The sequence below is a fragment of the Ancylobacter tetraedralis genome (genome assembly GCF_014195655.1).
Lineage (GTDB): Bacteria > Pseudomonadota > Alphaproteobacteria > Rhizobiales > Xanthobacteraceae > Ancylobacter > Ancylobacter tetraedralis.
In genome coordinates, this window is sequence record NZ_JACICD010000011.1 from 77,490 (window position 1) to 99,015 (window position 21,526).

The following is a 21,526-nucleotide window of genomic DNA, read 5'->3' on the forward strand; positions in this document are numbered from 1 at the left end:
CTCGAAGACGGCTATTGAAAGGGTGTAACGCCCCGTCAGCCGTCTTCGGGGTGGCGGCCATCGCCCTTTCGTGGAATCGTTCCATCAGGGACGGTAACGCTGGGGGGCGAGCCATGACCGCACGGACGACAACGCGCATCGGGATGCTGCTGGGGCTGGCGACGGCGCTCGGGAGCTTTGGCGCTCCCGCCGCCTCGGCACAGACGCCTGCACAGGTGTCGGTGCCCGCATTCCCGGATGACGCGCTGGTGGCGCGCGGCGAATATCTCGCCCGCGCCGCCGACTGCATGCCCTGCCACACCGCCCCCGGCGGCAAGCCCTATGCGGGCGGGCTCGGGCTCAACACCCCGTTCGGCACGCTCTACTCGGTCAACATCACCTCGGATCCCGAGACCGGCATTGGGTCGTGGAGCTATGACGACTTCCGGCGCGCGCTGCATGACGGCATCCGCAAGGACGGCGCCTATCTCTACCCGGCCATGCCGTTCGACGCCTATACCGGCATCGTCGAGGACGACCTTCGGGCGTTGTGGGCCTATGTCCGGCGCCTTCCGGCCGTGAACCAGCCCAATCCCGAGAACGGCCTCGCCTTTCCCTTCGACATCCGCCTCGGCATGCTCGCGTGGCGCGAACTGTTCTTCCGTCCGGCCAGCTTCGTGCCGACGCCGGGCCGCAGCGAGGAATGGAACCGCGGCGCCTATCTGGTGGAGGCGCTCGGCCATTGCTCGGACTGCCACAGCCCGCGCAACATCATGGGCGCGATCAAGGGCAAGGCCGCCTTCACCGGTTCGGAGATCGACGGCTTCTACGCCCCCGACATCGCCTCCGGTGCGCTGGCCCGGATGTGGCAGAAGGACACGCTGGTCCAGTTCCTCAAGACCGGCTCGGCGCCGCAGAAGACCTCGGTATTCGGGCCGATGGCCGAGGTGATCCATGACAGCCTGAGCTATCTCACCGACGCCGACCTCGCTGCCATGGCGACCTATCTGCTCGACAGCCCGCCCCCGCCGGACGCCCCGGCACCACAGAAGGGCTCGCCCCTGCCCCCCATGGTACATGCCCGCGCGGCCAAGCTCTATGTCGACAATTGCGCCGCCTGCCACCAGCCGCAGGGCACGGGTCTCGAGGGCTCGATCCCCCCGCTCGCCGGCAACCCGGCGGTGATCGCGGCCGAGCCCTATAATGTCATCACCGTCGCCCTGCAGGGCCTGCCGGCGGGCGGGCGCTACGGCGCCATGCCCTCTTTCGCCGGCCGCCTGTCGGACGCGCAGCTCGCCGATCTCGTCAATTACGTGCGCACCAGCTGGGGCAACACCGCCACGCCCAACGCCACCGCGCGCATGGTCGCCGCCTGGCGCGAGAGCGTGAGGGTGCCCGATTACGGCACCCAGGCCGCCGCCGCCTTCGATTGCGCTCAAGTCGGCGGCGCGCCGGGCAATCGCGGGCCGGACCCCAAGGTGGTCGCCGCGCTGACCGCTGAAATCGCCGGCGGCAACCGCGACGTCCCGGCGCTGGTCGACAGCTATGAGGCGGCGGTGCCCGACGCCGCGCCCGCCGAAGTGGTGGATGCGCTTGCCTCCGCCTATTGCCCGGTCGTGGCGGCCTCCGGTGGCGAGACCTATGACAAGCTGGCCGAGCTCAGCCGCTTCACCCTGCAAGCGGCAGCCGATGCCTCCGAGCCCGCTGCCGCCGTGCCCTTCCCGTCGGTCCCGGTGATCTGGGCGGTGCCGGCCGGCGCCTCGCTGGTGCAGCGCGAGCCGCGCAGCCTCGCCGGCCCGCTCACCTGCCCGTCCCCGGACGGCAAGCGGGTGCCGCTGGCGCTGCTTGCCGATGCGGGGACGCTCATTGGCACGCCGACGCTGCCGGTGCCCGGCACGGCGGGTGCCGGCTGGGCGAGCGCGCTGGCGAAGAAAGATCCCAAGGCTCGCCTGTCCGACATCGCCAACGCGCTGATCTCAACCTATTGCGATGTGGTGAAGGGCGCCCCAGGGCTGGAGGAAGCGCAGCAGCACGCCTTCGTGCAGGCCTTCGGCCAGCAGGTGATCCAGACCTTGCAGACCACCCGCTGACGTCTCACGGCGCCGGTGCCACCAGCGCCGGCGGCGGAAAAGCGAGCACGGCGCGCGTATAGCTCTCGGTCAGCGCGCTGAAGGGCGTGCCGTCGGGCAAGGTCAGCACGGCGCGATGCTCCAGCACGAAATCGGGAATGGCCAGCGGGTCCGCGCCCGCTGGCGGCAGCGGTGCGCCGGTCTCCCAGCCCTCGGGCAGCGGGCGCCACAGCAGGGTCGCCTGCAGCGTGGTGCGGCGGAAATCCAGCGGGCGCACCACCCGGCCGAGCGAGGTGTCGGTGGTCTCCAGCTGCTGGTTCATCTCGGCAGTCAACCGCGCGGGAACGTACCAGTTATCCGCCTCGGACAGCACATGCGCGCCGCAGCGCAGCCGCACCCGCCGGTAGCGCACCGGCTCCTCCGCCCCAACCTTGAGCCGGGCGCGGATCTCGCCATCCGCCGGCTTGTCCGCCCCCGTCACCCGGTCGGCGACGATGGTGGGCGGCGCGGCCAGACTATGCGCGCCGCACCAGCGGTCGAGCGTCAGCGTCGCGCTGGCATTGGCGAGCAGGTCGGCGTTCAGCGTCTCGATCAGCGCCAGCGCCGCCAGACGCGCGGCGATGCTGTCGGGCCACGGCAGCGGCCCCTCGGCACGCACGGGCGCGGTGGCGGTGAGAACGACGAGAAGCAGCGCGGCCGGCATCGCCAGATAGGCGCGCGGCGCGCGGCGCGGGACCGCCGCCCGGTGCAAGGGAGCCGGCGAGGGAAACGGCGACGGCGCGGGCAGAGGGGTCGATGTCATGATCACGTTCCACAGGTCATTGGCGAGGGCGCGGCCCGATCGCGCTCCCCGCCCGCAGGTCCGTTGTGGTTGAACGCGGCGGCGTCCTTGCGCGTCGTCGGACGTAGCACCGGATGCCGGATGAGGAAATCCTGCTGTCGCGGGATGGCTGGACCCGCCGGCTGGCGAAGTGGCGGCGGACACCATGACGCATGAGCGGGCGCTGAATCACCCGAGCGGTGCAGTTGGCAGGCCCGAAAACAGGCCGACGACGACCGGCGCCGGCGATGCAGCCGGTCGGCGGCGTCAGGCATCCCAGAGCCGCCGGTGCCGCCTTCCCGCTTCCGCTCCCGGCACGGGACATGGAAGCGCCGTTCCAGATCGGCCGCGCGGAACGGGGCGATGAAGCCCCGCACACCCCGTCGACATGGATGAAAATGTCGAACCCGCTCTCCTCCTGCCGCGTGTGGGCGCGCACGGATCGTGCGGGATGGCCGGGCCTCCTCGACAGGCTGCGGGCCCGCAGCGGGGGGCGTGGAGCGTGGAGCGTGGAGCGTGGGCGAGACTGTTCCACGGCCCTCCGGCCGGCTAACATCGCCGTGCTCGGAAGCGTGCCTCGGCGAGAGTGAACGAGGTGCCGTCCAGGGTGCAACGCTGTAACGCGCGCGCCATCTCGTCGTTGCACCCCGGCCGAGTTATGAACGAACACGACCCTTTTTCAGGAACAGTCCGGCATGTGCACATCCCTCATCTACAGCGACGCGGCCGGAAAGGTCTATTTCGGGCGGACCCTCGAACTGACGATGGAACTGCCCTACCAGATGGCGTTCCTGCCGGCCGGCTTCGCCTCCACCTCGCAGATCGAAGGCCATCCCGCGCTCGCCTATAGCGCGCGCCATGCCGTGCTCGCCGTGGCCATGCCGAGCCGGCTGCCGACGCCGCAGGCGCCGGTCGGCCTCGGCGACCTGAAAGTGCTCGAAGGGCTGAACGATAAGGGACTGACGTTCAGCCTGCTCTCCTACCCGGCGGCGGCGGGCGGGCATCGCTCGGCCGAGGTCACCCGCGCCGTGCTCGCCGCCTCCGATCTCGGCAGCTGGGTGCTCGGCCAGTTCGCCAGCGTGGACGAGGTCAAGGCCGCGCTGGCCGACCAGCCGGTGCAGGTGGAACCGCTGGCCATCCTCGGCGGCGTGGAAGCGCCCTTCCACTATGTGGTGCACGACGCTTCCGGCGCCGCGCTGGTCATCGAGTTCAACCGCGGCGTGATGAGCGTCATCGACAACCCGGTGGGGGTGATGACCAACGGGCCGGCATTCGGCTGGCACCTCACCAATCTCGACAACTACACCTTCCTCGGCAATGTCGACAAATCCAGCGCCAGCTTCGGCCGCTACGCTGCGGTGCAGCCGGATTCCGGCATCGCCACGGCGGGGCTGCCGGCCTCCAACACCTCGGTGGGCCGCTTCGTTCGCGCCGCCTTCTACGCGCAATATGCCGAGAAGGCCGCGACGCCGGATCTCGCCGTGCTGGCGCTCGCCCACATCCTCAACAATTTCGACCGGCCGCGCGGCCTCACCATCGATTATCCCGAACAGGGCGACGGGCATCTCGAGGTCGCCGGGCTGGAGGAGCCGGGCGGGCAGGCCTACGCCACCGAATACACCTCCTGGACCAGCCTCGCCGACCTCGACCGCAAGCTGTTCTTCCTGCGCGGCTATGGCAGCCTCAACTACACGCGCTTCGATCTCAACGCTCTCGCCGCAACCGGCGAGCCGCGTGTGCTGCCCTTCCACCGCATCGACGGCACCGCCACCGATGCGACGGCGGCCCTGATCAACGCGATGGCGGCCTGAAGGACAGCGCGACAGGCCCGGAGGATCTCGCCCGGCACATCGTCATAGGTGAACCTTCCCCGCGGCATCGCCGGCGGGCTCGCTGCCGTCTCGCCCATGTGCCGCGCGCGCCGGAGGCGACGTGGATGGATGCGTCGAATGCCGGTCTCCTTGCCGGCGCGGCGGCCTGAGGATCGGCGCTCTGCCGGCGATGCGGGAGAGCCGGCAGGCGGGCGCTCCATAAGTTATAGAGGATAAAGCGGAATTGATCGGTCCCGCCCGGGTTGGATTGGCCGGGCTCGCCTGTTAATTGTGAGCGTCAGCGTGGGGTGGACGAGGGGGTGGAAGGCGGCATGGAGCTTCGGCGCATCATCGGCCTTTCCGCGCCCGTAGCATTCGGTGTGAGCGGATGCTCCGCCCCGCTCAGTCCCTCGCTTCCGCTGTTCGGCGCCTATTTCCCCTTCTGGCTGATCTGCCTCACCGCCGGCGTCATCGGCGCGGTGGTGCTGCGCGCGCTGTTCATCCGCCTCGGCCTCGACGATCTCCTGCCCTGGCGCCTGCTGGTCTATGTGTGCCTGGCGGCGGCCATCGGCTTCGCCCTGGCGCTCACCCTGTATGGGCGGTGAACCATGGCGAGCGAGCAAATGGCGGGTGAACGACCGGCGCCCTCGGCCTATTCCCATCGCCGCAGCCTCGTCGGCTCCACGCTCGGAGCGCTGATCATCGTGGCGGCGATCGGCGCCGGCTGGCTCTATTTCCGCCAGTCCGCGCTCAGCCCGCTGTCGGAGGACGCCGTCCTCACCGCCAACATCGTCAATATCGCCGCCACCGTGCCGGGCCAGATCGTCGCCATCGCGGTGGAGGAGAACCAGAAAGTGGCGAAGGGCGACCTGCTCTTCGCGCTCGATCCCGAGCCCTACCGGCTCACCGTCGAGCAGACGCGGGCGGACCTCGCCATCGCCATGGCGGCGCTCGACACGCAGCGCCGCACCATCAGCGCCGAGCAATCCAACGCCGCCATCGCCGCCGAGCAGATCGCGCGCGCCCGCACCAACCTCGCGCTGGCCGAGCAGACCCTGGCGCGGCTTACCCCGCTCCTGCCCAAAGGCTATGTCACCGCGCAGCAGGTGGACGACGCGCGCACGGCGCGGGACGATGCGCGGGTCAGCCTCACCCAGGCGATCAAGCAGGCTGCGGCCGCCGACAGCCTCGTCAGCACGCTGGAGGGCGCGCAGGCGCTGGTCGAGGCCCGCCGCGCCGCGCTGGCGCTCGCCGAGCGCAACCTCGCCAACACGCAGGTGCGCTCCCCCCATGACGGGCGCGTCGTCGGGCTCACCATCTCCACCGGCGAGATCGTCGCCCCCGGCCAATCGGTGTTCACGCTGATCGACACCGAGCACTGGTACGCCTCCGCCTCCTTCCGCGAGACCGAGCTGGAGACGATTGAGGTGGGCGACTGCGCCCGCGTCTACGCGCTCGCCAACCGCGCGGTGCCGATCGCCGGACGCGTGGAAGGCATCGGCTGGGGCGTCATCTCGGAAGACCTCGTCAACCTGCCACGCAACCTGCCCTATCTGCCGAAATCGCTGAACTGGGTGCGGATCGCCCAGCGCTTCCCGGTGCGCATCCGGCTCATCGATCCCCCCGAGAACCTGACGCGGATCGGCGCATCCGCCGTTGCGATCGTGCACCATGGCGACCGCTGCTGACGCCCGGGCCGCGGTGGCCGCGCCCTCCCTGTTCGCCCGGGTGCGGCGCGATCTCGCGCCCTTTCCCGGCCGCGCCGCGCTGACCTGGCGCATCGCCCTGCTCTGCGCGCTGGTGGTGGGCGTGGCCATGCTCTACCAGATCCCGGAAGCGGCGATCAGCTGCTACCTCGTCATCTTCCTGATGAAGCCGGATGCGGCGCAGAATGTCGGCACGGCGGTCGCGCTCATCGTGCTGGTGTCGCTGGTGGTCGCCTTCGTCGTGCTCTTGGTGAACCTCACCGTCGATTCCCCGCCGCTCCGGCTCATCACCATCGCGGTGGTGTCGTTCGTCTTCCTCTTCATCGGCGCGGCCACCCAGCTGGGCGAAATCGGCGGCGTCATCGCGCTGATCATCGCCTATGCGCTGGCGCTGGTGAACGTGGTGCCGGTCGCCGACGCGGCGACGCTGGGCCTGCGCTATGCGTGGTACCTGGTCACGCTACCCATGGCGATGATGGCCCTGTTCAACATCGTGCTGGGCATCTCGCCGGTGCGCCTCGCCCGCGCCACGCTGCGCGAGCGGCTGGAGGCGAGCGCCCGCGCCATTGCCGGCGGCGCGCCGGCCGCCGATCCCGATCTCGAAGCCCGGCTCGGCGAGGGCAATGGCGAGGCGGAAAAGCGCGCCGGCCTGATCCGCCTCTTTCACATGGTCTCGTCCGCCGCCGCCGGCCAGCTGGCGCGCGACGTGCGGGCCGGCTACCGCCTGATGCTGACCGCCTCCGGCCTGCCGGACGATCTCGATGCCGGCCGCCGCGCCGCGCTGGTCGGCCATATCGAGCGGATGATCGCGGCACTGGATGTCGGGCAGGCGCCGCCCGCGCCAGCCCCGCCGCCCCCGGAGGCGGACCGCGCCGAGCGCGCGGTGTGGGAGGCGCTGGCCATCATTGCCGGCGGGCCGGAAGGCGACGTCACCCCGGCCCCCAAGCCGCCTTTTCTCAGGCCCGACGCGTTCCGCAATCCCGACTACCAGCGCTTCGCTCTGAAGACGACGGCCGCGGCCATCATCTGCTACGTCGTCTATACCGGCCTGAACTGGCAGGGCATCCACACCGCGCTGATCACCTGCTACGTTGCCGCGCTGGGAACAACCGGCGAGACGGTGCACAAGCTGGGCCTGCGCATTGTCGGCTGCCTGATCGGCGCGACGCTGGGCGTCGCCTCGATCCTGTTCGTCGTCCCGCATCTGGAATCGGTCGGCGGGCTGATGGTGCTGATCTTCGCCGGCATCCTCCTCGCCGCCTGGGTCTCCACCGGCAGCGAGCGCATCGCCTATGGCGGCGTGCAGATCGGCCTCGCCTTCCTGCTCACCGTGGTGCAGGGCTTCGGCCCCAGCCTCGACCTCGATACCGCGCGCGACCGCATCGTCGGCATCCTGCTCGGCAATGTGGTCATCTACCTCATCTTCACGCGGGTATGGGTCGTGTCGATCGAGCGCGCCGCGCGCGAGCATCTGGCGGCGGCGCTGGCGGGCCTGGCGCGCCTCGCGGGCCTGCCGCCGGAGCGGCGCGCCGGAGCCATCGGCGACGCGGCGGCCGCGGCCGAACACCTCGCCCAGACGCGCGACATGCTGGAACTGGTGGCCTTCGAGCCGGCCAGCATCCGGCCCTCGATGAAAACCGTGGAGGCTCTGGAGGCAGCGCGGGCGGAGATTTCCACCCTCAATCGCGACATCTATCTAAGCCCGGACGACCTTTCCCCCTTCACCGCGCGGCTCGGTGCGATCGCCCGGGCGATCGCCGCCCCGGCAGACGGCTCGACGGGGGACGCGAGGGCGCGGGACGAAACGGCGCAGGACGCCCTCCCCGCCGCCATCGACCAGCGGCTCGCCCGCCTCCGTCTCACCGTGGCGGGGCGCGCATGATGGAATGGCGGGCTGGCGACATGACGGAGCGCGGCACGCGATGGACGGCGCGTCTTGCCGCCGCCCTCCTCGGCGCGAGCCTGCTCGCCGGCTGCGCGCCCAACGCCGCCAACATGGCCGCGCCCGCCGCCGATCGGCCGTGGAAGCCGACCGGCCATGAGGACGGGCTGTGGAGCGCCCAACAACCGGCGCCCGCGCCCGCGGCGAACGCGACCGGCGGCCCGGCGCCGGTGGCCGATTTCAGCGTGCCGGCCAATCCAAAGCTCGCCGAGCTGCCGCAGGCGGTGGAGGTCGATCCCCGGCACAGCTACCGCCTGCCGGAGCTGATCGACCTCGCCCAGCGCAACAACCCGGCGACGCGCGTCGCCTGGCAGCGGGCGCGCGAGGCGGCGCTGGCGGTGGGCATGGTGGAGGCGACCTACCTGCCGCTCATCACCGCCAATGTGGTCGGCGGCTACCAATCCGTGAGTTCGCCGCTACCGGTCCCGGTGGGCACGCAGCGCTATTTCGACACCACGGCCGAGGGCGTGTCGCCCTCCATCGCGCTGCAATGGCTGATCTTCGATTTCGGCCAGCGCAGCGCGGTCGCCGATGCCGCCAAGCAGGGCGCGATCGCCGCCAATGTGCTGTTCAACGGCGAGCACCAGAAGCTGATCTTCGACGTCACCCGCTCCTATTATCTCTACAGCGCCGCCGTCACCCGCACGAAGATCGCCCGGCAGACGCTGCGCAACAGCATGGCCATCCGCGATGCCGCCGAGGAACGGCTGGCCAAGGGGCTCGCCACCACGGTGGAGGTGGCGCAGGCCCGCCAGCAGGTGGCGCAGTCGGAACTGCGGCGCGTGCAGGCCGAGGGACAGGAGCGCGACACCTATCAGGTGCTGCTCGCTTCCATGGGCGTGAACGCGACGCTGCCCATCCATGTCGCCGACGCCGGCGAGCGCCGCCTGCCCGACGCGGTGAAGGTGCCGCTCGACCAGATGATCACGCTCGCTCTGGCGCAGCGGCCGGACGTGATCGCCAGCTATTCCGCGCTCGCCGCCACCCGCTCGGGCATCAAGGCAGCGGAAGCCGCCTATCTGCCCAAGGTGTTCGTCGCCGGCGCGGTCGCCACCGGACAGGGCAGTTTCAACGCCAACGGCCTGCCCGGCATCGGCCAGCAGGCGACGGGCTCGGGCGTGCTGATCGGCGCCACCGTGCCGCTCTACGATGCCGGCCTGCGGGCGGCCGAACTGAAGCAGGCGCAATCGCGCGCCGCCGCGGCGGAAGGCACGTTCCACCGCACCCAGACCGCCGCCGTGACGGAGATCGTCGCCGCCAACAACGCCCTGCGCACCGCCCTGGAATCCTACCGCGCCGCCACAGCGCTGACGAGCGCGGCGAGCACCACCTATGATGCCGCGCTGGAGGCCTACAAAAACGGCGTGGGCACGGTGACGGTGGCGACGGCGGCCGATTCGGGCCTGCTCGACGCGCGCCAGGCGCAGGCCGACGCCCACGCCGCCGCTCTCGTCGGCGCCGCCAACCTCGCCTTCGTGGTCGGCGCCATGACCTCGCGCGACGCGGTTCCCTGACGCGGGGTGAAGACCGCACCCGCGGCTTGATCGCCGTCATCGACGCGCGGGTGGCGGTGGCGCATGGTGGCGCGGTTGCCCCGCGCGGCACGGTATTCTCCGACGCGCGGGCCCCGCCGGAGAATACCGTGCCGCGCAGCTTGTTTCGATTCGTCTGGCACGTCAGCGGCTGGCATCAGATCGCCCTCATCGGGCTGTCCGCCTTCGTGCTTATGATCGAGATCGCGCCGATCGAGATCCAGCGCCGCATCGTCAACGACACCATCCAGGGCGGCATGCTGCAGCCCATCCTCGTATTGGTCGGCGCCTATCTGGCGGTGACGGTGACCGAGGGGCTGCTCAAGCTGGCGCTCAACATGTACCGCAACTGGCTCGGCGAGCGGGCGGTGCTGTGGCTGCGCGAGGCGGTGTTCGCCGTGGCCGACGCCGACGGCCTGCGCACGGTGCCGGCCGCCACCGAGGGCATCCAGCTCTCCATCGTGCTCGACGAGGCCGACCCGGTGGGCAGCTTCGTCGGCGAGAGCATCAGCGAGCCGGTGCTGCAGGCCGGCGTGTTCGTGGTGGTGACGATCTACCTGCTCTACCTTCAGCCGGTGATGGCGCTGGTGATCGCCGGCGTTTTCGTGCCGCAGCTGATATTCGTGCCCATCATGCAGGAGGCGATCAACCGGCGCATCAGCACGCGGGTGACGCTCTATCGCGGCCTGAGCACCGGCATCGTCGATGCTCGCGGAGCGCGCGACCCCGATGGCAGCCAGCGCGGCAAGATCCACGCGGTCTTCGCCACCAACATGAGCATCTACTGGCTGAAATACATCATGAACGTGATGATGAACCTGATGACCCATGGCGGAGTCGCCACCATTCTCGCGCTCGGCGGCTATTTCGTCGTCACCGGCCAGACCGAGATCGGCACGGTCGTCGCCTTTCTCTCGGCGCTGTCCAAGGTGAACGATCCCTGGAGCGAGCTGGTCACCTGGTATCGCGACATGCGCGCCGCGCAGGTGAAATATGCCCTGCTGCGCAGCGCCGCGGCGATCGGCGCCATCGACGGCAACCACGAGGGCTGAGAGCCCATCGCATCGGCCCGGCGCGGCCCGCAGGCCGCGCCGTATTGGTATACTGGAACCTCCAATACGTTGCCGCGCGTCTCTTCACGCCGCCCGGAATGCCGCTGAATCGAGAACGCTCGGGACGGACTCAGCGCCAGACATACCAGCAGCGACGGACCGGCCGCCCCCAGTTGTCGCGGCGCCAGCCGCATACCCGCCGGCGTCGGCCGCGACGATAGCTCGGCGGCGGCCCCCAGCCACCGCGCGGAGGCGGGCCGGGCGGCGGTCCCCAGCCGCCATGCGGGGGCGGACCCGGGGGAGGTCCCCATTGCGCCGCCTCCAACGGCGTGCCGTCCGGGGTTGCCGCTGGCATGTCCCGGAGCCCGCCTTCCGGCAGGCCGGAATCGAGCCGGCCGAGCGGTGTCGCTGCGGCACTTGAGGAAACCAGCCCCACGCCGGCGAGGCTCGCGCCTGCCAGGCCCGCGAGACTGAGGATGAACCCGCGTCTGTTCATGTGCACCTCCCATTCGCCCTGCCGGTCGCATCCGCCGCGATCGCGGCAGCGGGCAGGAGCCATGGCGACGAGAGTGCCCGGCTGGCGTTGAACGCGCGGTGAGCGCGCCGTTTATCGCCTGTTAACCAGCAGGCCTCAGTTTTGCCACCGGATCTCCCATCGGGTGGCACCTTCGGTGTGTCACCCGCACGGGCGCGCAACCACGCGCCGTGATCGAAGCGAGGACGACATGCACAGATTCGCCTCCACGCTGCGGGCAACCCTTGCCCTTTCCGTGCTGGTGCCCGCGCTGCTGGCCAGCGCCGCGCCGGCGCAGGCCAACAATACCGGTGCGCTGATCGGCGGGCTCGTGGCCGGTGCGCTGGTCGGCTCGGCGGTGACGGCCGCCACCCGGCCGCAGCCCTATTACTATTACAGCGCGCCGCCGCCCCCGGCCTATTATCCGCCGCCGCCGCGAGCCTACCCCCCGCCCGGCCCGGCCTACGGCCCCGGCTATTGTGGCGCCCCGCCCTATCCGCCCTGCCGCACGCCGGTCTACTGATCCCGGCATGTCGAAACCGACCCCTTTTCCCGGCTTCCCCCGGAAGCGACAAGGTCGACCCATGATCAAGACCGCTGCTGCCGCCCTCTGCCTCGTCATGAGCTTCGGCATCGCCCAGGCGCAAACCGCGGCCTCGGCCACCGCGCCCGCCGCCGCGCAACCTACGTCGGAGACGATCGTCGCCGACCTGCCCTCGCCCGCCGACTGCACCTTCACAAAGGTGTTCGTCTGCGAGGGCGAGAAGGGTTGCGCGCCGGCCAAGGAACTGGGCACGATCGACCTGCCCGCCCGCTTCCTTGTGCATTATGGCAAGCGCATCATCGCCAGCGTCTCCGATAGCGGACTGCCGCATATCAGCCAGATCGACGCCGCCGCCAGCGCGGGCGACAACATCACGCTTCACGGCACGGAAGATCTGGTGGGCTGGATCATGCAGATCTCGCGCACGCAGCCCGATGTGACGCTCACCACCGTATCGCCGGACCGGGTGCTGACCGCGTTCGGCACCTGCAAGCCCGCTCCCTGAGGGCGCGGGGCGCCTTCGGGCACCACCGCCTGTGCGCGGCGCGACGGCGCGGCTTGCTCGCCGCGCCGGGAACATTATAGTCCCAGCACTTTCCGTCGGCGCATTGGCCGACCTCGCGGGTGTGGCGGAATGGTAGACGCGACGGACTCAAAATCCGTTTCTGGCGACAGAGTGTCGGTTCGAGTCCGACCACCCGCACCATTTGCCGGACCGGGCGTCGCGCACGCCGTCCGCACGGGCCTTCCGGCTGCAGAGCCGCGGTGACAACAACCTTTTGCTGACACCCCTAGCTGGAGCGCGTGCGCGTCGCGAGCCGCCGCAATACGCCGCAGATGAGCGCCGCGGCATCCCGGTAGCCGGCCACGCGCCGCCCGGGCCCCTTGGGTGCCGTGGGCCCATCGCGTTCGGGCGCGTCTGACGGGAGCGCCGTCGGCCAGCAGCATGTCGCCCACGCGCGCGATGCCCGAGTGCCCGGTGACCCAGGCATCTTCCAGCCGGATGGCGGCCACCGGCCGGTGGCTGACCTCCACCGGCGGTTCCGGCAGGGCTCCGCGCACCATAGATGTCTTGATGAAGCCCGGCCCCCCAGGGTGCCCCTCACCGACGATGGCGCCGGTTTTCTTGGCATGGGCGTAAAGCGAACCGAAGGCCTGCATCCGTGCCGATGCGTCGCCGCCAAGGACCTGCGCGAACGCGCCCGCCGCTCCCAGCGGGGTATCGGCCGCGATCGACCTCAGTTTCAACTGGAACAGCTCGCCGGCCGCGCCGGCGAGGAACGGGGCGTCCAGAATGGAACGCAGCATCGGCTGAATATCGAACAGCACCACCGACCGCCGGGGCACAAGAGTACGCGTATGAACATTCCTGCATGCCGGACTGACAATATCGTGACTGGGTATAAGCCCTGAGGGAGCGCCCGGTGCGGGACTTCGCGGACGCTCTCGGGCGCAATGTTGCGCAATAGCCTCACTCGGAGTGCCGGCCCTCCAGCGCGGGCGTGGACGCCCCCCATCTCGCTACCCTCCCGATACCGCTCGGCAACCCTCGTGTCCGAGAGCCGCCGCGCGCTGGACCGCACCATGCGATCGCAGCCATTCGGCAAGGGGCCGTGGCCGGACCCCACGCCCGGCGGCGACGGGAACCCCTCCGACATTGCCGGGTGCGCCGGAACCAAGAGCCTGGAACCAAGGGTCTGTAACCAAGGGCCCGCTGCCGATGGCGCGGAAAGCCGATGGCGTAATCCACAGGCCTCGAGAATTCGCGCAAACCCCCGTTGCAATCGCCGCGCTCATGGGGCATAGAGACGGCCCGTTCGGGACGCGGCCGACAACGCCGCCAGCGAACGACGGAGCGAGCGGGTGTAGCTCAGGGGTAGAGCACAACCTTGCCAAGGTTGGGGTCGTGGGTTCGAATCCCATCGCCCGCTCCAAATTTTCCCATGAAAACTAGATACTTAGCAAACGCCCTTCGGGGCGTTTTCTGCTTCCACGGCGCTGCTTTGCAGGCGATGGAAGCAGAACGGAAGCATCTGCGCGAAAGTCGCCGGATAGCATGGCGTGGTGACGGCGCCGTTCCTTCGCCTCTGCGAGGCGCAATGCCAGGTCGAAAATCCCGGGAAATGGCCTGGGTGTGACCTGCCCTGCAGTTCCAGGAGGCCAGTGCACTCTTAGTCATCAATTGATCTGGATCTGTGCCCCATTCGAGATGATGGCGGTCAATGTGGGCGGATCGATCCACCAGATGGCGTCGTCGAGCTGCCGTTCAGGAAGTGATGGAAGAGAAGGCTCCGCTCGCGCAAAGCATCTCCGGATATCTCGCAGTGCCGATCAGAGTGAGAGTACAGACCGGATTTCCGTGACGGGTTGAGACCGGGAGAGAGTCTTTCGGCGCCCGTCATGGAGGTCTAGCCCCATGAACATGCAGGTTCTGGATGCCGGTCGTGATGCCAGCGGCGGCTACAAGGTGGATGTCACGCGCGGCGAGCGGGTCGGTCGCGTGTCGTCGGAGTGGTTCTCCCGGCCGGATGACGAACGGTTCCTGTCGCTCGACGAGTTGGCCGAGATGGTGCGAGGCCGGGCCGATCACAGCCAGTCGCGCCTCGTCGAGACGTCCCGCATCCACGTCGAGGTGAGCCGCTCAAATGCCGAGCGGCTGTCGCTGGTGCTGCCCGGGGCAGACGCACTCGCCGAGCCGAACCATTGGTCGTTCGGCCAGCTCGCTGCCCAGATCGGTGCACCGGCCGCCTATCTGCGCCAGCTTCCCGCCGCGCTCGCCAGCATCAATCTGCAATATGGCCTGACCTCGCACCGCGCCGAGCAGATCAAGACCTATGAGACCACCAATGGTCGCGTCGAGCTCCGCGCGGTGACCGGCCCCGACTATGGCCGCATCTACGATCACGAGCTGGTCGAGGCGGTGCAGCGCATCGCCGGCAACGGAACCGGCGACACACGCTGGAAGGTGCCGGGCGTGCTCAACTGGTCGACGGGCGTCTACAATCCGCGTGTCGACATCACCAAGGATACGACGACGCTCTACGCCTCTGACCGTGACGTGTTCCTGTTCCTGGTCGACGATCTGAACCCGATCGAGGCGGAGCGTTTGCCCGACGGCTCGCCGGACCTTTATTTCCGGGGCTTCTATTGCTGGAACTCGGAGGTCGGCGCCAAGACGCTCGGCATGGCGAGCTTTTATCTGCGCGCCGTGTGCCAGAATCGCAATCTCTGGGGTGTCGAGGATTTCCAGGAGATCACCATCCGCCACTCCAAATACGCCGCCTCGCGCTTCGCCCATGAGGCGGCGCCGGCCTTGACCCGCTTCGCCAATTCTTCGCCCTTGCCCTTCGTCAACGGCATCAAAGCGGCACGGGAGAAGATCGTCGCGCGCACCGACGAGGACCGCAGCGACTTCCTGCGCAACCGGGGTTTCTCCAGGGCCGAGACCGCCAAGGTCATCAACACGGTGCTGGCAGAGGAAGGGCGCAAGCCCGAGAGCATCTTCGACTTCGTGCAGGGCATCACCGCGGTCGCACGCGACAAGCCCCACCAGGATGCAAGGCTCGACCTCGAGGGCCGGGCCAAGAAGCTGCTCGACCGGGCGGCCTGACTTCCGGAAAGCCGGAGATGCGGACATCCGTGTCTCCGGCTTTCCGGCTTTCCGGCTTTCCGTTTGTGCGGATCTGCGATTCTGTGGCGTCGCCCTCCAGAGTGAGAGGGCGGCGCTGCGCTTCGTGACGGGTTGGAGGCCGAGAGAGAGGCTCCCGGCCGCCCGTCGCGGAGGTGCCTTCCATGGCGACCACTGTTCAGAAGATCACGCTCTCGCCCTCGCGTGACATCCCCTTCAACAAGCTCCTGCTCAGCCAGTCGAACGTCCGGCGCATCAAGGCCGGGGTCTCAATCGAGGAACTGGCCGAGGACATCGCCCGGCGTGGCCTGCTGCAGGGCCTCAGCGTTCGGCCCGTCGTCGATGGCGCCGGCGTCGAGACCGGCATGTTCGAGATTCCGGCCGGCGGGCGGCGCTATCGAGCGCTGGAAGTGCTGGTGAAGCAGAAGCGGCTCGCCAGGACCGCGCCGGTGCCCTGCGTCATCCGAGAGGGCGGCATCGCCGAGGAGGATTCCCTCGCCGAGAATGTCCAGCGCGCGCCGCTGCATCCGCTCGACCAATTCCGCGCCTTCCTCGCCCTGCGTGAGAAGGGACAGTCCGAGGAAGAGATTGCGGCCGCCTTCTTCGTCTCCGTCGGCGTGGTCAAGCAGCGCCTCAAGCTCGCCTCGGTCGCGCCGGTGCTGCTGGAGGTTTATGCCGAGGATGGCCTGACGCTCGACCAACTCATGGCCTTTACCGTCTCCGGCGACCATGCGCGCCAGGAACAGGTCTTCGAGCGGCTGAAGACCTCCTATGACAAGCAGCCCTATGCCATCCGCCGCATGCTGACCGAAGGTGCTGTCCGCGCCTGTGACAAGCGCGCCCAGTTCATTGGCCTCGAGGCCTATGTCGAGGCCGGCGGCACCATCCTGCGCGACCTATTCCAGGGCGATGATGGCGGCTGGCTGCAGGATGTCGTGCTGGTCGACCGGCTGGTGGCCGAGAAGCTCAAGGCCGAGGCGGACGCTGTCACCACTGAGGGGTGGAAGTGGATCGAGATGGCCCCCGACTTCGCCTATGGCCACACCTACGGCTTGCGCCAGCTGCGCGGTGAGACCATTCCACTCACTACGGAGGAGGAAGCCAGCCGCGACGCACTGAAGGCGGAATATGATCGCCTGTCCGAGGCCTATGCCGAGGCGGACGAACTGCCGGAAGAGGTCGATGCGCGGCTCGGCGAGATCGAGACGGCGATCGAGGCCTTTGAGGCGCGTCCGATCACCTTCGATCCGCTGGATGTGGCGCGCGCCGGCGCCTTCGTCAGCATCACCCATGATGGCACGCCGCGTATTGAGCGCGGCTATGTGCGGCCCGAGGACGAACTGCCGGTGGAGCTCGAAGTCGTCGCGGAAGACGTTGGGCCGCACCACATCGCGGCGGCGGCCATGCGTAGCGGCGAGGCCGTCATGGCAGATGCGCCGATGCCCGAGCCCGAGGAGGACGAAGGGCTGTCGGCGCTCTCGGACCGGCTGATGACCGAGCTGACCTCGCACCGCACACTCGGCCTGCGCCAGGCGCTGGGCGAGCGGCCGGAGGTCGCCTTCCTCGCGGCCCTGCATGCCCTGACGCTGAAGAGCTTCTACCGCTACGGCTCGGATAGCTGCCTCGAACTCGACCTGAAGAGCATGGCCTTCAGCGCGCAGGCGCCGGGGCTGAACGACAGCGCCTCGGCCGCGGCGATCCACGCCCGGCATGAGGGCTGGGCGAAGGTCCTGCCGAAGGACTCGGCCGATCTCTGGGAGGCTCTGCACGACTGGGACAGCGACAGCCGCTCCGGTTTGTTCTCCCATGTGGTGAGCCTGTCGGTGAACGCCGTCCATGAGGCTTGGAACCGGCGCCCCCGCGCGCTCAACCATGCCGATCAGCTCGCCCGCGCCGTCGACCTCGACATGGCGGCCGCCGGGTGGAAGCCGACCGTGGACAATTTCCTCGGCCGGGTCACCAAGGCCCGCATTCTGCTGGCGGTGAGCGAGGCGAAGGGGCCGCGTGCCGCGGAGCGCATCGCGCACTTGAAGAAGGGTGACATGGCCCGCGAGGCCGAAGCGCTGCTGGCCGATACCGGCTGGCTGCCAGAACCGCTGCGCGGAGCCGAACCCGCCGTTGGCGAAGATACGGCGGCGCAGGACGGCACAACGGCCATGGGCGAAGACGAGAGTCTTGAGGATACTGAAGACACCACGGATATCCCCCGTGCCGTGGCGGCGGAGTAACCCTCAACACGATCCTGAACCTCGGCCCGCCGGCTCTGTCGGCGGGCCTTTGTTTTTGAAAAGCTCGCCATGTCCGGGATTGCTCACGATCTGTCGCGCCGGCTCGCCGATCGGGCCGAAGCGGTCTGCCGTCATTATCTCTCCAATGGTCGCCGGGAGGGCCGCTACTGGCTCGTCGGCGATATCAGAAACACGCCCGGCCGCTCGCTCTTTGTGCGGCTTCGTCCATCCGCGAAGGGGCCGGCGGGCAAATGGACCGATGCCGCCACCGGCGAACATGGCGATCTCCTCGACGTCATCCGCGGATCTCTGGGACTCCCCGACTTTGCTGACGTTGCCAAGGAAGCGCGGACATTCCTCAGCCTGCCGCATCCCGCACCGGAGCCCGCAGCACCACGCCGCCATGTCATGTCGGGTCGATCAGGGGCCATCGAAGCCGCGCGCCGGCTGTTCGCCATGTCACAGCCCATCGCCGGGACCCTTGCAGAGACGTATCTGCGCCGACGCGGCATTGCGCTTTTGCACGGAACCGGAAACCTGCGCTTCCATCCGTGCTGCTACTACAAGCCTGACGACGGCCCGACCGAGACCTGGCCCGCGATGATCGCCGCCGTCACCGATCTCTCCGGCAGGATCACCGGCGTACACCGCACCTGGCTCGCCCCCGACGGTTCGGACAAGGCTCCAGTCGAGACGCCGCGCAAGGCGATGGGTGATCTGCTTGGGTCTACCGTTCGAATCGGTGTGCCCGACAGCGTGATGGCAGCGGGCGAAGGCATCGAGACCATGCTGTCGCTCCGACAGGTCCTGCCCAACATCGCTATGGCGCCGGCGCTCTCGGCCGCGCATCTGGCCGCCATCCTGTTCCCGCCTGCCTTGAGGCGGCTCTATATCGTCCGCGACAACGATCCTGCCGGTGACGCCGCGCGGGACACGTTGATCGAACGGGCGAACGCCGAAGGCATCGAGGCCATCCCCTTGTCGCCAGCGCTCGGGGACTTCAACGAGGATCTCCAGCGGCTGGGTATCCATGCGCTCCGGACGGGTGTTCGGGTGCAGCTCGCCCCGGAAGATGTCGTGCGCTTCATGAACCTGGCCCCATAGCCGGAGCGGGCTGAACCGCGATAAGTGGCTGCCATACCCGCAAGGTTGCTTCGGTAACGGCAAGAGGACCGCGCCTTGCGCCTTCGAGAGGGCGATCGGCCGTCAGCCGGGCCAGATCGGCAATAGCTGCCGCCGACGATTTTCCGGCGCGGCCTTCAGGCCGCTTTCCATCGCGAAGCAAAATCGCCGGCTTGTCGCCATCCTCCGCTGCGCTTCGGCCCTGTGCGCTTTCCGGCATGGTCTTATCCCGAAACCGGTTCCCACTTTCGGGGACCATGCCCGCGCTCCGGGTGCGGGTCCGTCCCGCCCGACGGCTTCGTCGCCATGAAGGCCGCCACGGCAAGCGGTCCAAACCGACGGAGCATCCCATGAGCGCGCATGACGACCACGAGCCGCACCACGTCTCATCCCCGACCGACCACCTGATCCAGGAATTGCAGCTCCACGGTTATCGCCCATCCGAAGACGAACGCGACCAGCGCCCACCACCGGAAGACCGCCTCATCGAAGGCGCCATCGCCGACATCTTCGATGCCCTGGTCGCGACGAGCACCGACACCAGCCTCGATGCCGAGCTTCCCGATCTCCTCTGGTCGACCGTCAACATGTTCCACCGCGCCCTGGACCGCATCGAACAGAGGCTCGACGACAATGAGCAGGCCCAGAAGCAGCTTCAGCGCGAACAGGACGGCTCGGAGGTGAAGTCACTGGAGCTCGAGCGCCGGATCGACATCGGCATGAACCTGATCGGCCGGCGCGACGGCATGGAAACCTTCCGCGAGGCCGCCGCCGACCGCTACCGTATCGCCACCGGCTCTCCCTGGACGCCACGGGCCGGATCACGGGTCAACCATCGCCACCTCACCGCATCGCTGATCGACAGCCGGGATTTCCTCGCCGCCCGGCGGCGCGCGGATACCGAGTTGCTGGTACCCGCAGGCCCGAAGATCGCCTTCTCGGGCGGCGACACCGCCGATCACAGGCAGATCTGGGCCAGGCTCGATCAGATCCACGCCAAGCACCCGGACATGGTGCTGCTGCATGGCGGCTCCCCAAAGGGCGCCGAAAAGATCGCGTCCCTCTGGGCCGATAGCCGCAAGGTGCCGCAGGTGGCCTTCAAGCCTGACTGGACGAAGCACGCCAAGGCTGCCCCCTTCAAGCGCAACGACCAGATATTGAACGTGGTGCCGATCGGGGTCGTGATCTTCCCCGGCACCGGCATTCAGGACAATCTGGCCGACAAGGCCCGCAAGATGGGCATTCCGGTCTATCGCTTAGGCTCCGGCGGCGCATAAGCGCCGCCAGGCCCGCCATCTTGAAAATGATGGCAAGTTCTCTATTTTGCTATCAACGCTATCAGCCTTACTGGAGGCGCCATCATGCCCGCAGTGACGATCCGGAATCTCTCCGAGGCGACGCACCGCGCCCTCAAGGTGCGCGCGGCACAGCATGGCCGCAGCACGGAGGCCGAGATGCGCGACATCCTGGAGACTGCTGTTCGCCCCGAAACGCGCCTGCGGCTCGGAACGGCGCTTGCGGAACGCAGCCGTCGGCTTGGACTGACCAATGAGGACATCGACGCCTTCAGCCCGGCGCGCGACAGGACGCCTGCCGAGCCCATGAGCTTCGAATGATCCTTCTCGACACCAATGTCATCTCGGAGGCGATGAAGCCCACGCCCGACGACACCGTGCGGGCGTGGCTCGACGAGCAGGCGGCCGAGACGCTCTATCTCTCCAGCGTCACCATCGCCGAACTGTTGTTCGGAATCGGTGCGCTGCCCGCGGGCAAGCGCAAAGACCGGCTGACCGAGGCCCTGGACGGGGTGATGGAGCTGTTCGCCGACCGAGTCTTGCCTTTCGATATCGCTGCCGCACGACGCTATGCCGACCTCGCCGTGAAGGCGCGTGCGGCCGGCAAGGGCTTTCCGACGCCCGACGGCTATATCGCCGCAATCGCAGCCTCCCGGGGCTTCACTGTGGCCACGCGCGATACCAGCGCGTTCGACGCCGCCGGTGTGGCGGTCATCAATCCGTGGAACGTGGACCGCTGACGACCTGCCACAGTCAGCACGTGTTGAACCTGGCAACGCTGCGGAAGCGATCTGCGCAGTGACCCGCCATCACGGTCTCCTGACCGGACGACCATCCCCGCTTCACGACGCTGATCCTTGGGTCCAGCCGATGGCCTGACGCCATCAACCCATGAAGGGTCGGACTACGCTGTGCGTGCCGCCGCTCCGGCTGCGCCTCACGCGGTGATTGCGGCCAACGGCCGGCCCTTTCGGGCGCCTGTCAGCGGGGGATGGACCTCCGCTCGCGCAGGAGCCAGGTCGATGTCCGCCCAGATCGCTCACGCCTTCGCCTTCAGCCTCGCCACCACCCTGATGGCCACCGTCGTCATCTTCCGCGCCGGCGACGGCACGCTCTCCGTCATCCCGGCTACCGAATATGACGGCGACGAAGCCGCGATCGTCCGCGAAATCGACCCCTTCGCCTCTTGAGAGGCGAATAGGCGGCCATGAACGGCGGAGGCGGCGTGCGCTCGTGCTCTGCCGCCAACGCCAATCCCGCCGGTGCATCGTGGTGGCGGAGGCG

18 protein-coding genes and 2 tRNA genes are annotated in these 21,526 nt (G+C 68.7%); 18 read left to right on the forward strand and 2 right to left on the reverse strand.

The features are described from left to right. Positions 1–113: 113 nt before the first annotated feature. Positions 114–2,069, forward strand: a complete 1,956-nt coding sequence (locus tag FHS55_RS20480; RefSeq protein WP_246340330.1) for a c-type cytochrome — start codon at positions 114–116, stop codon at positions 2,067–2,069. Between the two features lie 4 nt (positions 2,070–2,073). Here the strand turns inward: FHS55_RS20480 and FHS55_RS20485 are convergent, their stop codons facing one another. Beyond that, positions 2,074–2,751: a hypothetical protein gene (locus tag FHS55_RS20485; protein WP_183191678.1), complete on the reverse strand. Its 678-nt coding sequence runs from the start codon at positions 2,749–2,751 to the stop codon at positions 2,074–2,076. Between the two features lie 812 nt (positions 2,752–3,563). On the opposite strand from FHS55_RS20485, the gene FHS55_RS20490 reads away from it, so the two are divergent. From FHS55_RS20490 to FHS55_RS20515, 6 genes are all read left to right on the forward strand, one after another. Beyond that, positions 3,564–4,679, forward strand: coding sequence for a linear amide C-N hydrolase (locus tag FHS55_RS20490; protein WP_183191643.1), 1,116 nt, complete (start codon positions 3,564–3,566; stop codon positions 4,677–4,679). A gap of 332 nt (positions 4,680–5,011) precedes the next feature. Continuing rightward, complete coding sequence (locus FHS55_RS20495; RefSeq protein WP_183191644.1) at positions 5,012–5,284, forward strand: YtcA family lipoprotein; 273 nt, start codon at positions 5,012–5,014, stop codon at positions 5,282–5,284. 3 nt (positions 5,285–5,287) lie between these two features. Further along, positions 5,288–6,367: a multidrug transporter subunit MdtN gene (mdtN, locus tag FHS55_RS20500; RefSeq protein WP_246340332.1), complete on the forward strand. Its 1,080-nt coding sequence runs from the start codon at positions 5,288–5,290 to the stop codon at positions 6,365–6,367. After that, entirely contained in the window at positions 6,351–8,267 is a 1,917-nt protein-coding gene (locus FHS55_RS20505; RefSeq protein ID WP_183191645.1) for an FUSC family protein, read from the forward strand. Before mdtN ends, FHS55_RS20505 begins: the two co-directional genes overlap by 17 nt. Beyond that, complete coding sequence (locus tag FHS55_RS20510; protein ID WP_246340333.1) at positions 8,264–9,841, forward strand: TolC family protein; 1,578 nt, start codon at positions 8,264–8,266, stop codon at positions 9,839–9,841. Before FHS55_RS20505 ends, FHS55_RS20510 begins: the two co-directional genes overlap by 4 nt. Positions 9,842–9,867: 26 nt before the next feature. Next, positions 9,868–10,911 (forward strand): ABC transporter transmembrane domain-containing protein, encoded by a 1,044-nt coding sequence (locus FHS55_RS20515; protein WP_246340335.1) that lies wholly within the window; start codon positions 9,868–9,870, stop codon positions 10,909–10,911. A gap of 130 nt (positions 10,912–11,041) precedes the next feature. Here FHS55_RS20515 and FHS55_RS20520 read toward each other — a convergent pair whose 3' ends face one another. Beyond that, a complete protein-coding gene (locus FHS55_RS20520) occupies positions 11,042–11,407 on the reverse strand; it encodes a hypothetical protein (protein WP_183191646.1) in 366 nt (121 codons plus the stop codon). Positions 11,408–11,636: 229 nt separating this feature from the next. Between FHS55_RS20520 and FHS55_RS20525 the strand changes: the two genes are divergently transcribed. From FHS55_RS20525 to FHS55_RS20575, 11 genes are all read left to right on the forward strand, one after another. Then, positions 11,637–11,948, forward strand: coding sequence for a hypothetical protein (locus FHS55_RS20525; protein ID WP_183191647.1), 312 nt, complete (start codon positions 11,637–11,639; stop codon positions 11,946–11,948). Positions 11,949–12,009: 61 nt separating this feature from the next. After that, positions 12,010–12,474, forward strand: a complete 465-nt coding sequence (locus tag FHS55_RS20530; RefSeq protein ID WP_183191648.1) for a hypothetical protein — start codon at positions 12,010–12,012, stop codon at positions 12,472–12,474. 115 nt (positions 12,475–12,589) lie between these two features. Further along, positions 12,590–12,675: transfer RNA gene (locus FHS55_RS20535), tRNA-Leu, on the forward strand. Positions 12,676–13,828: 1,153 nt separating this feature from the next. Further along, a tRNA-Gly gene (locus FHS55_RS20540) sits at positions 13,829–13,903 on the forward strand. A 482-nt stretch (positions 13,904–14,385) separates the two neighbouring features. Then, positions 14,386–15,579 carry a DUF932 domain-containing protein gene (locus FHS55_RS20545; RefSeq protein ID WP_183191649.1) on the forward strand — a complete coding sequence of 398 codons (1,194 nt, stop codon included), beginning with the start codon at positions 14,386–14,388 and terminating at the stop codon, positions 15,577–15,579. A gap of 182 nt (positions 15,580–15,761) precedes the next feature. Beyond that, a complete protein-coding gene (locus FHS55_RS20550) occupies positions 15,762–17,825 on the forward strand; it encodes a ParB/RepB/Spo0J family partition protein (protein WP_183191650.1) in 2,064 nt (687 codons plus the stop codon). A 69-nt stretch (positions 17,826–17,894) separates the two neighbouring features. Continuing rightward, on the forward strand, positions 17,895–18,929 hold the full coding sequence (locus tag FHS55_RS20555) for a DUF7146 domain-containing protein (protein WP_183191651.1): 1,035 nt from the start codon (positions 17,895–17,897) through the stop codon (positions 18,927–18,929). A gap of 368 nt (positions 18,930–19,297) precedes the next feature. Continuing rightward, positions 19,298–20,224 carry a DUF2493 domain-containing protein gene (locus FHS55_RS20560; RefSeq protein WP_183191652.1) on the forward strand — a complete coding sequence of 309 codons (927 nt, stop codon included), beginning with the start codon at positions 19,298–19,300 and terminating at the stop codon, positions 20,222–20,224. An 84-nt stretch (positions 20,225–20,308) separates the two neighbouring features. Further along, on the forward strand, positions 20,309–20,563 hold the full coding sequence (locus tag FHS55_RS20565; RefSeq protein ID WP_183191653.1) for a FitA-like ribbon-helix-helix domain-containing protein: 255 nt from the start codon (positions 20,309–20,311) through the stop codon (positions 20,561–20,563). Continuing rightward, on the forward strand, positions 20,560–20,982 hold the full coding sequence (locus FHS55_RS20570; protein WP_183191654.1) for a type II toxin-antitoxin system VapC family toxin: 423 nt from the start codon (positions 20,560–20,562) through the stop codon (positions 20,980–20,982). The genes FHS55_RS20565 and FHS55_RS20570 overlap by 4 nt, the downstream gene beginning before the upstream one ends. 282 nt (positions 20,983–21,264) lie before the next feature. Further along, positions 21,265–21,432, forward strand: a complete 168-nt coding sequence (locus FHS55_RS20575; RefSeq protein WP_183191655.1) for a hypothetical protein — start codon at positions 21,265–21,267, stop codon at positions 21,430–21,432. Positions 21,433–21,526 lie beyond the last annotated feature (94 nt).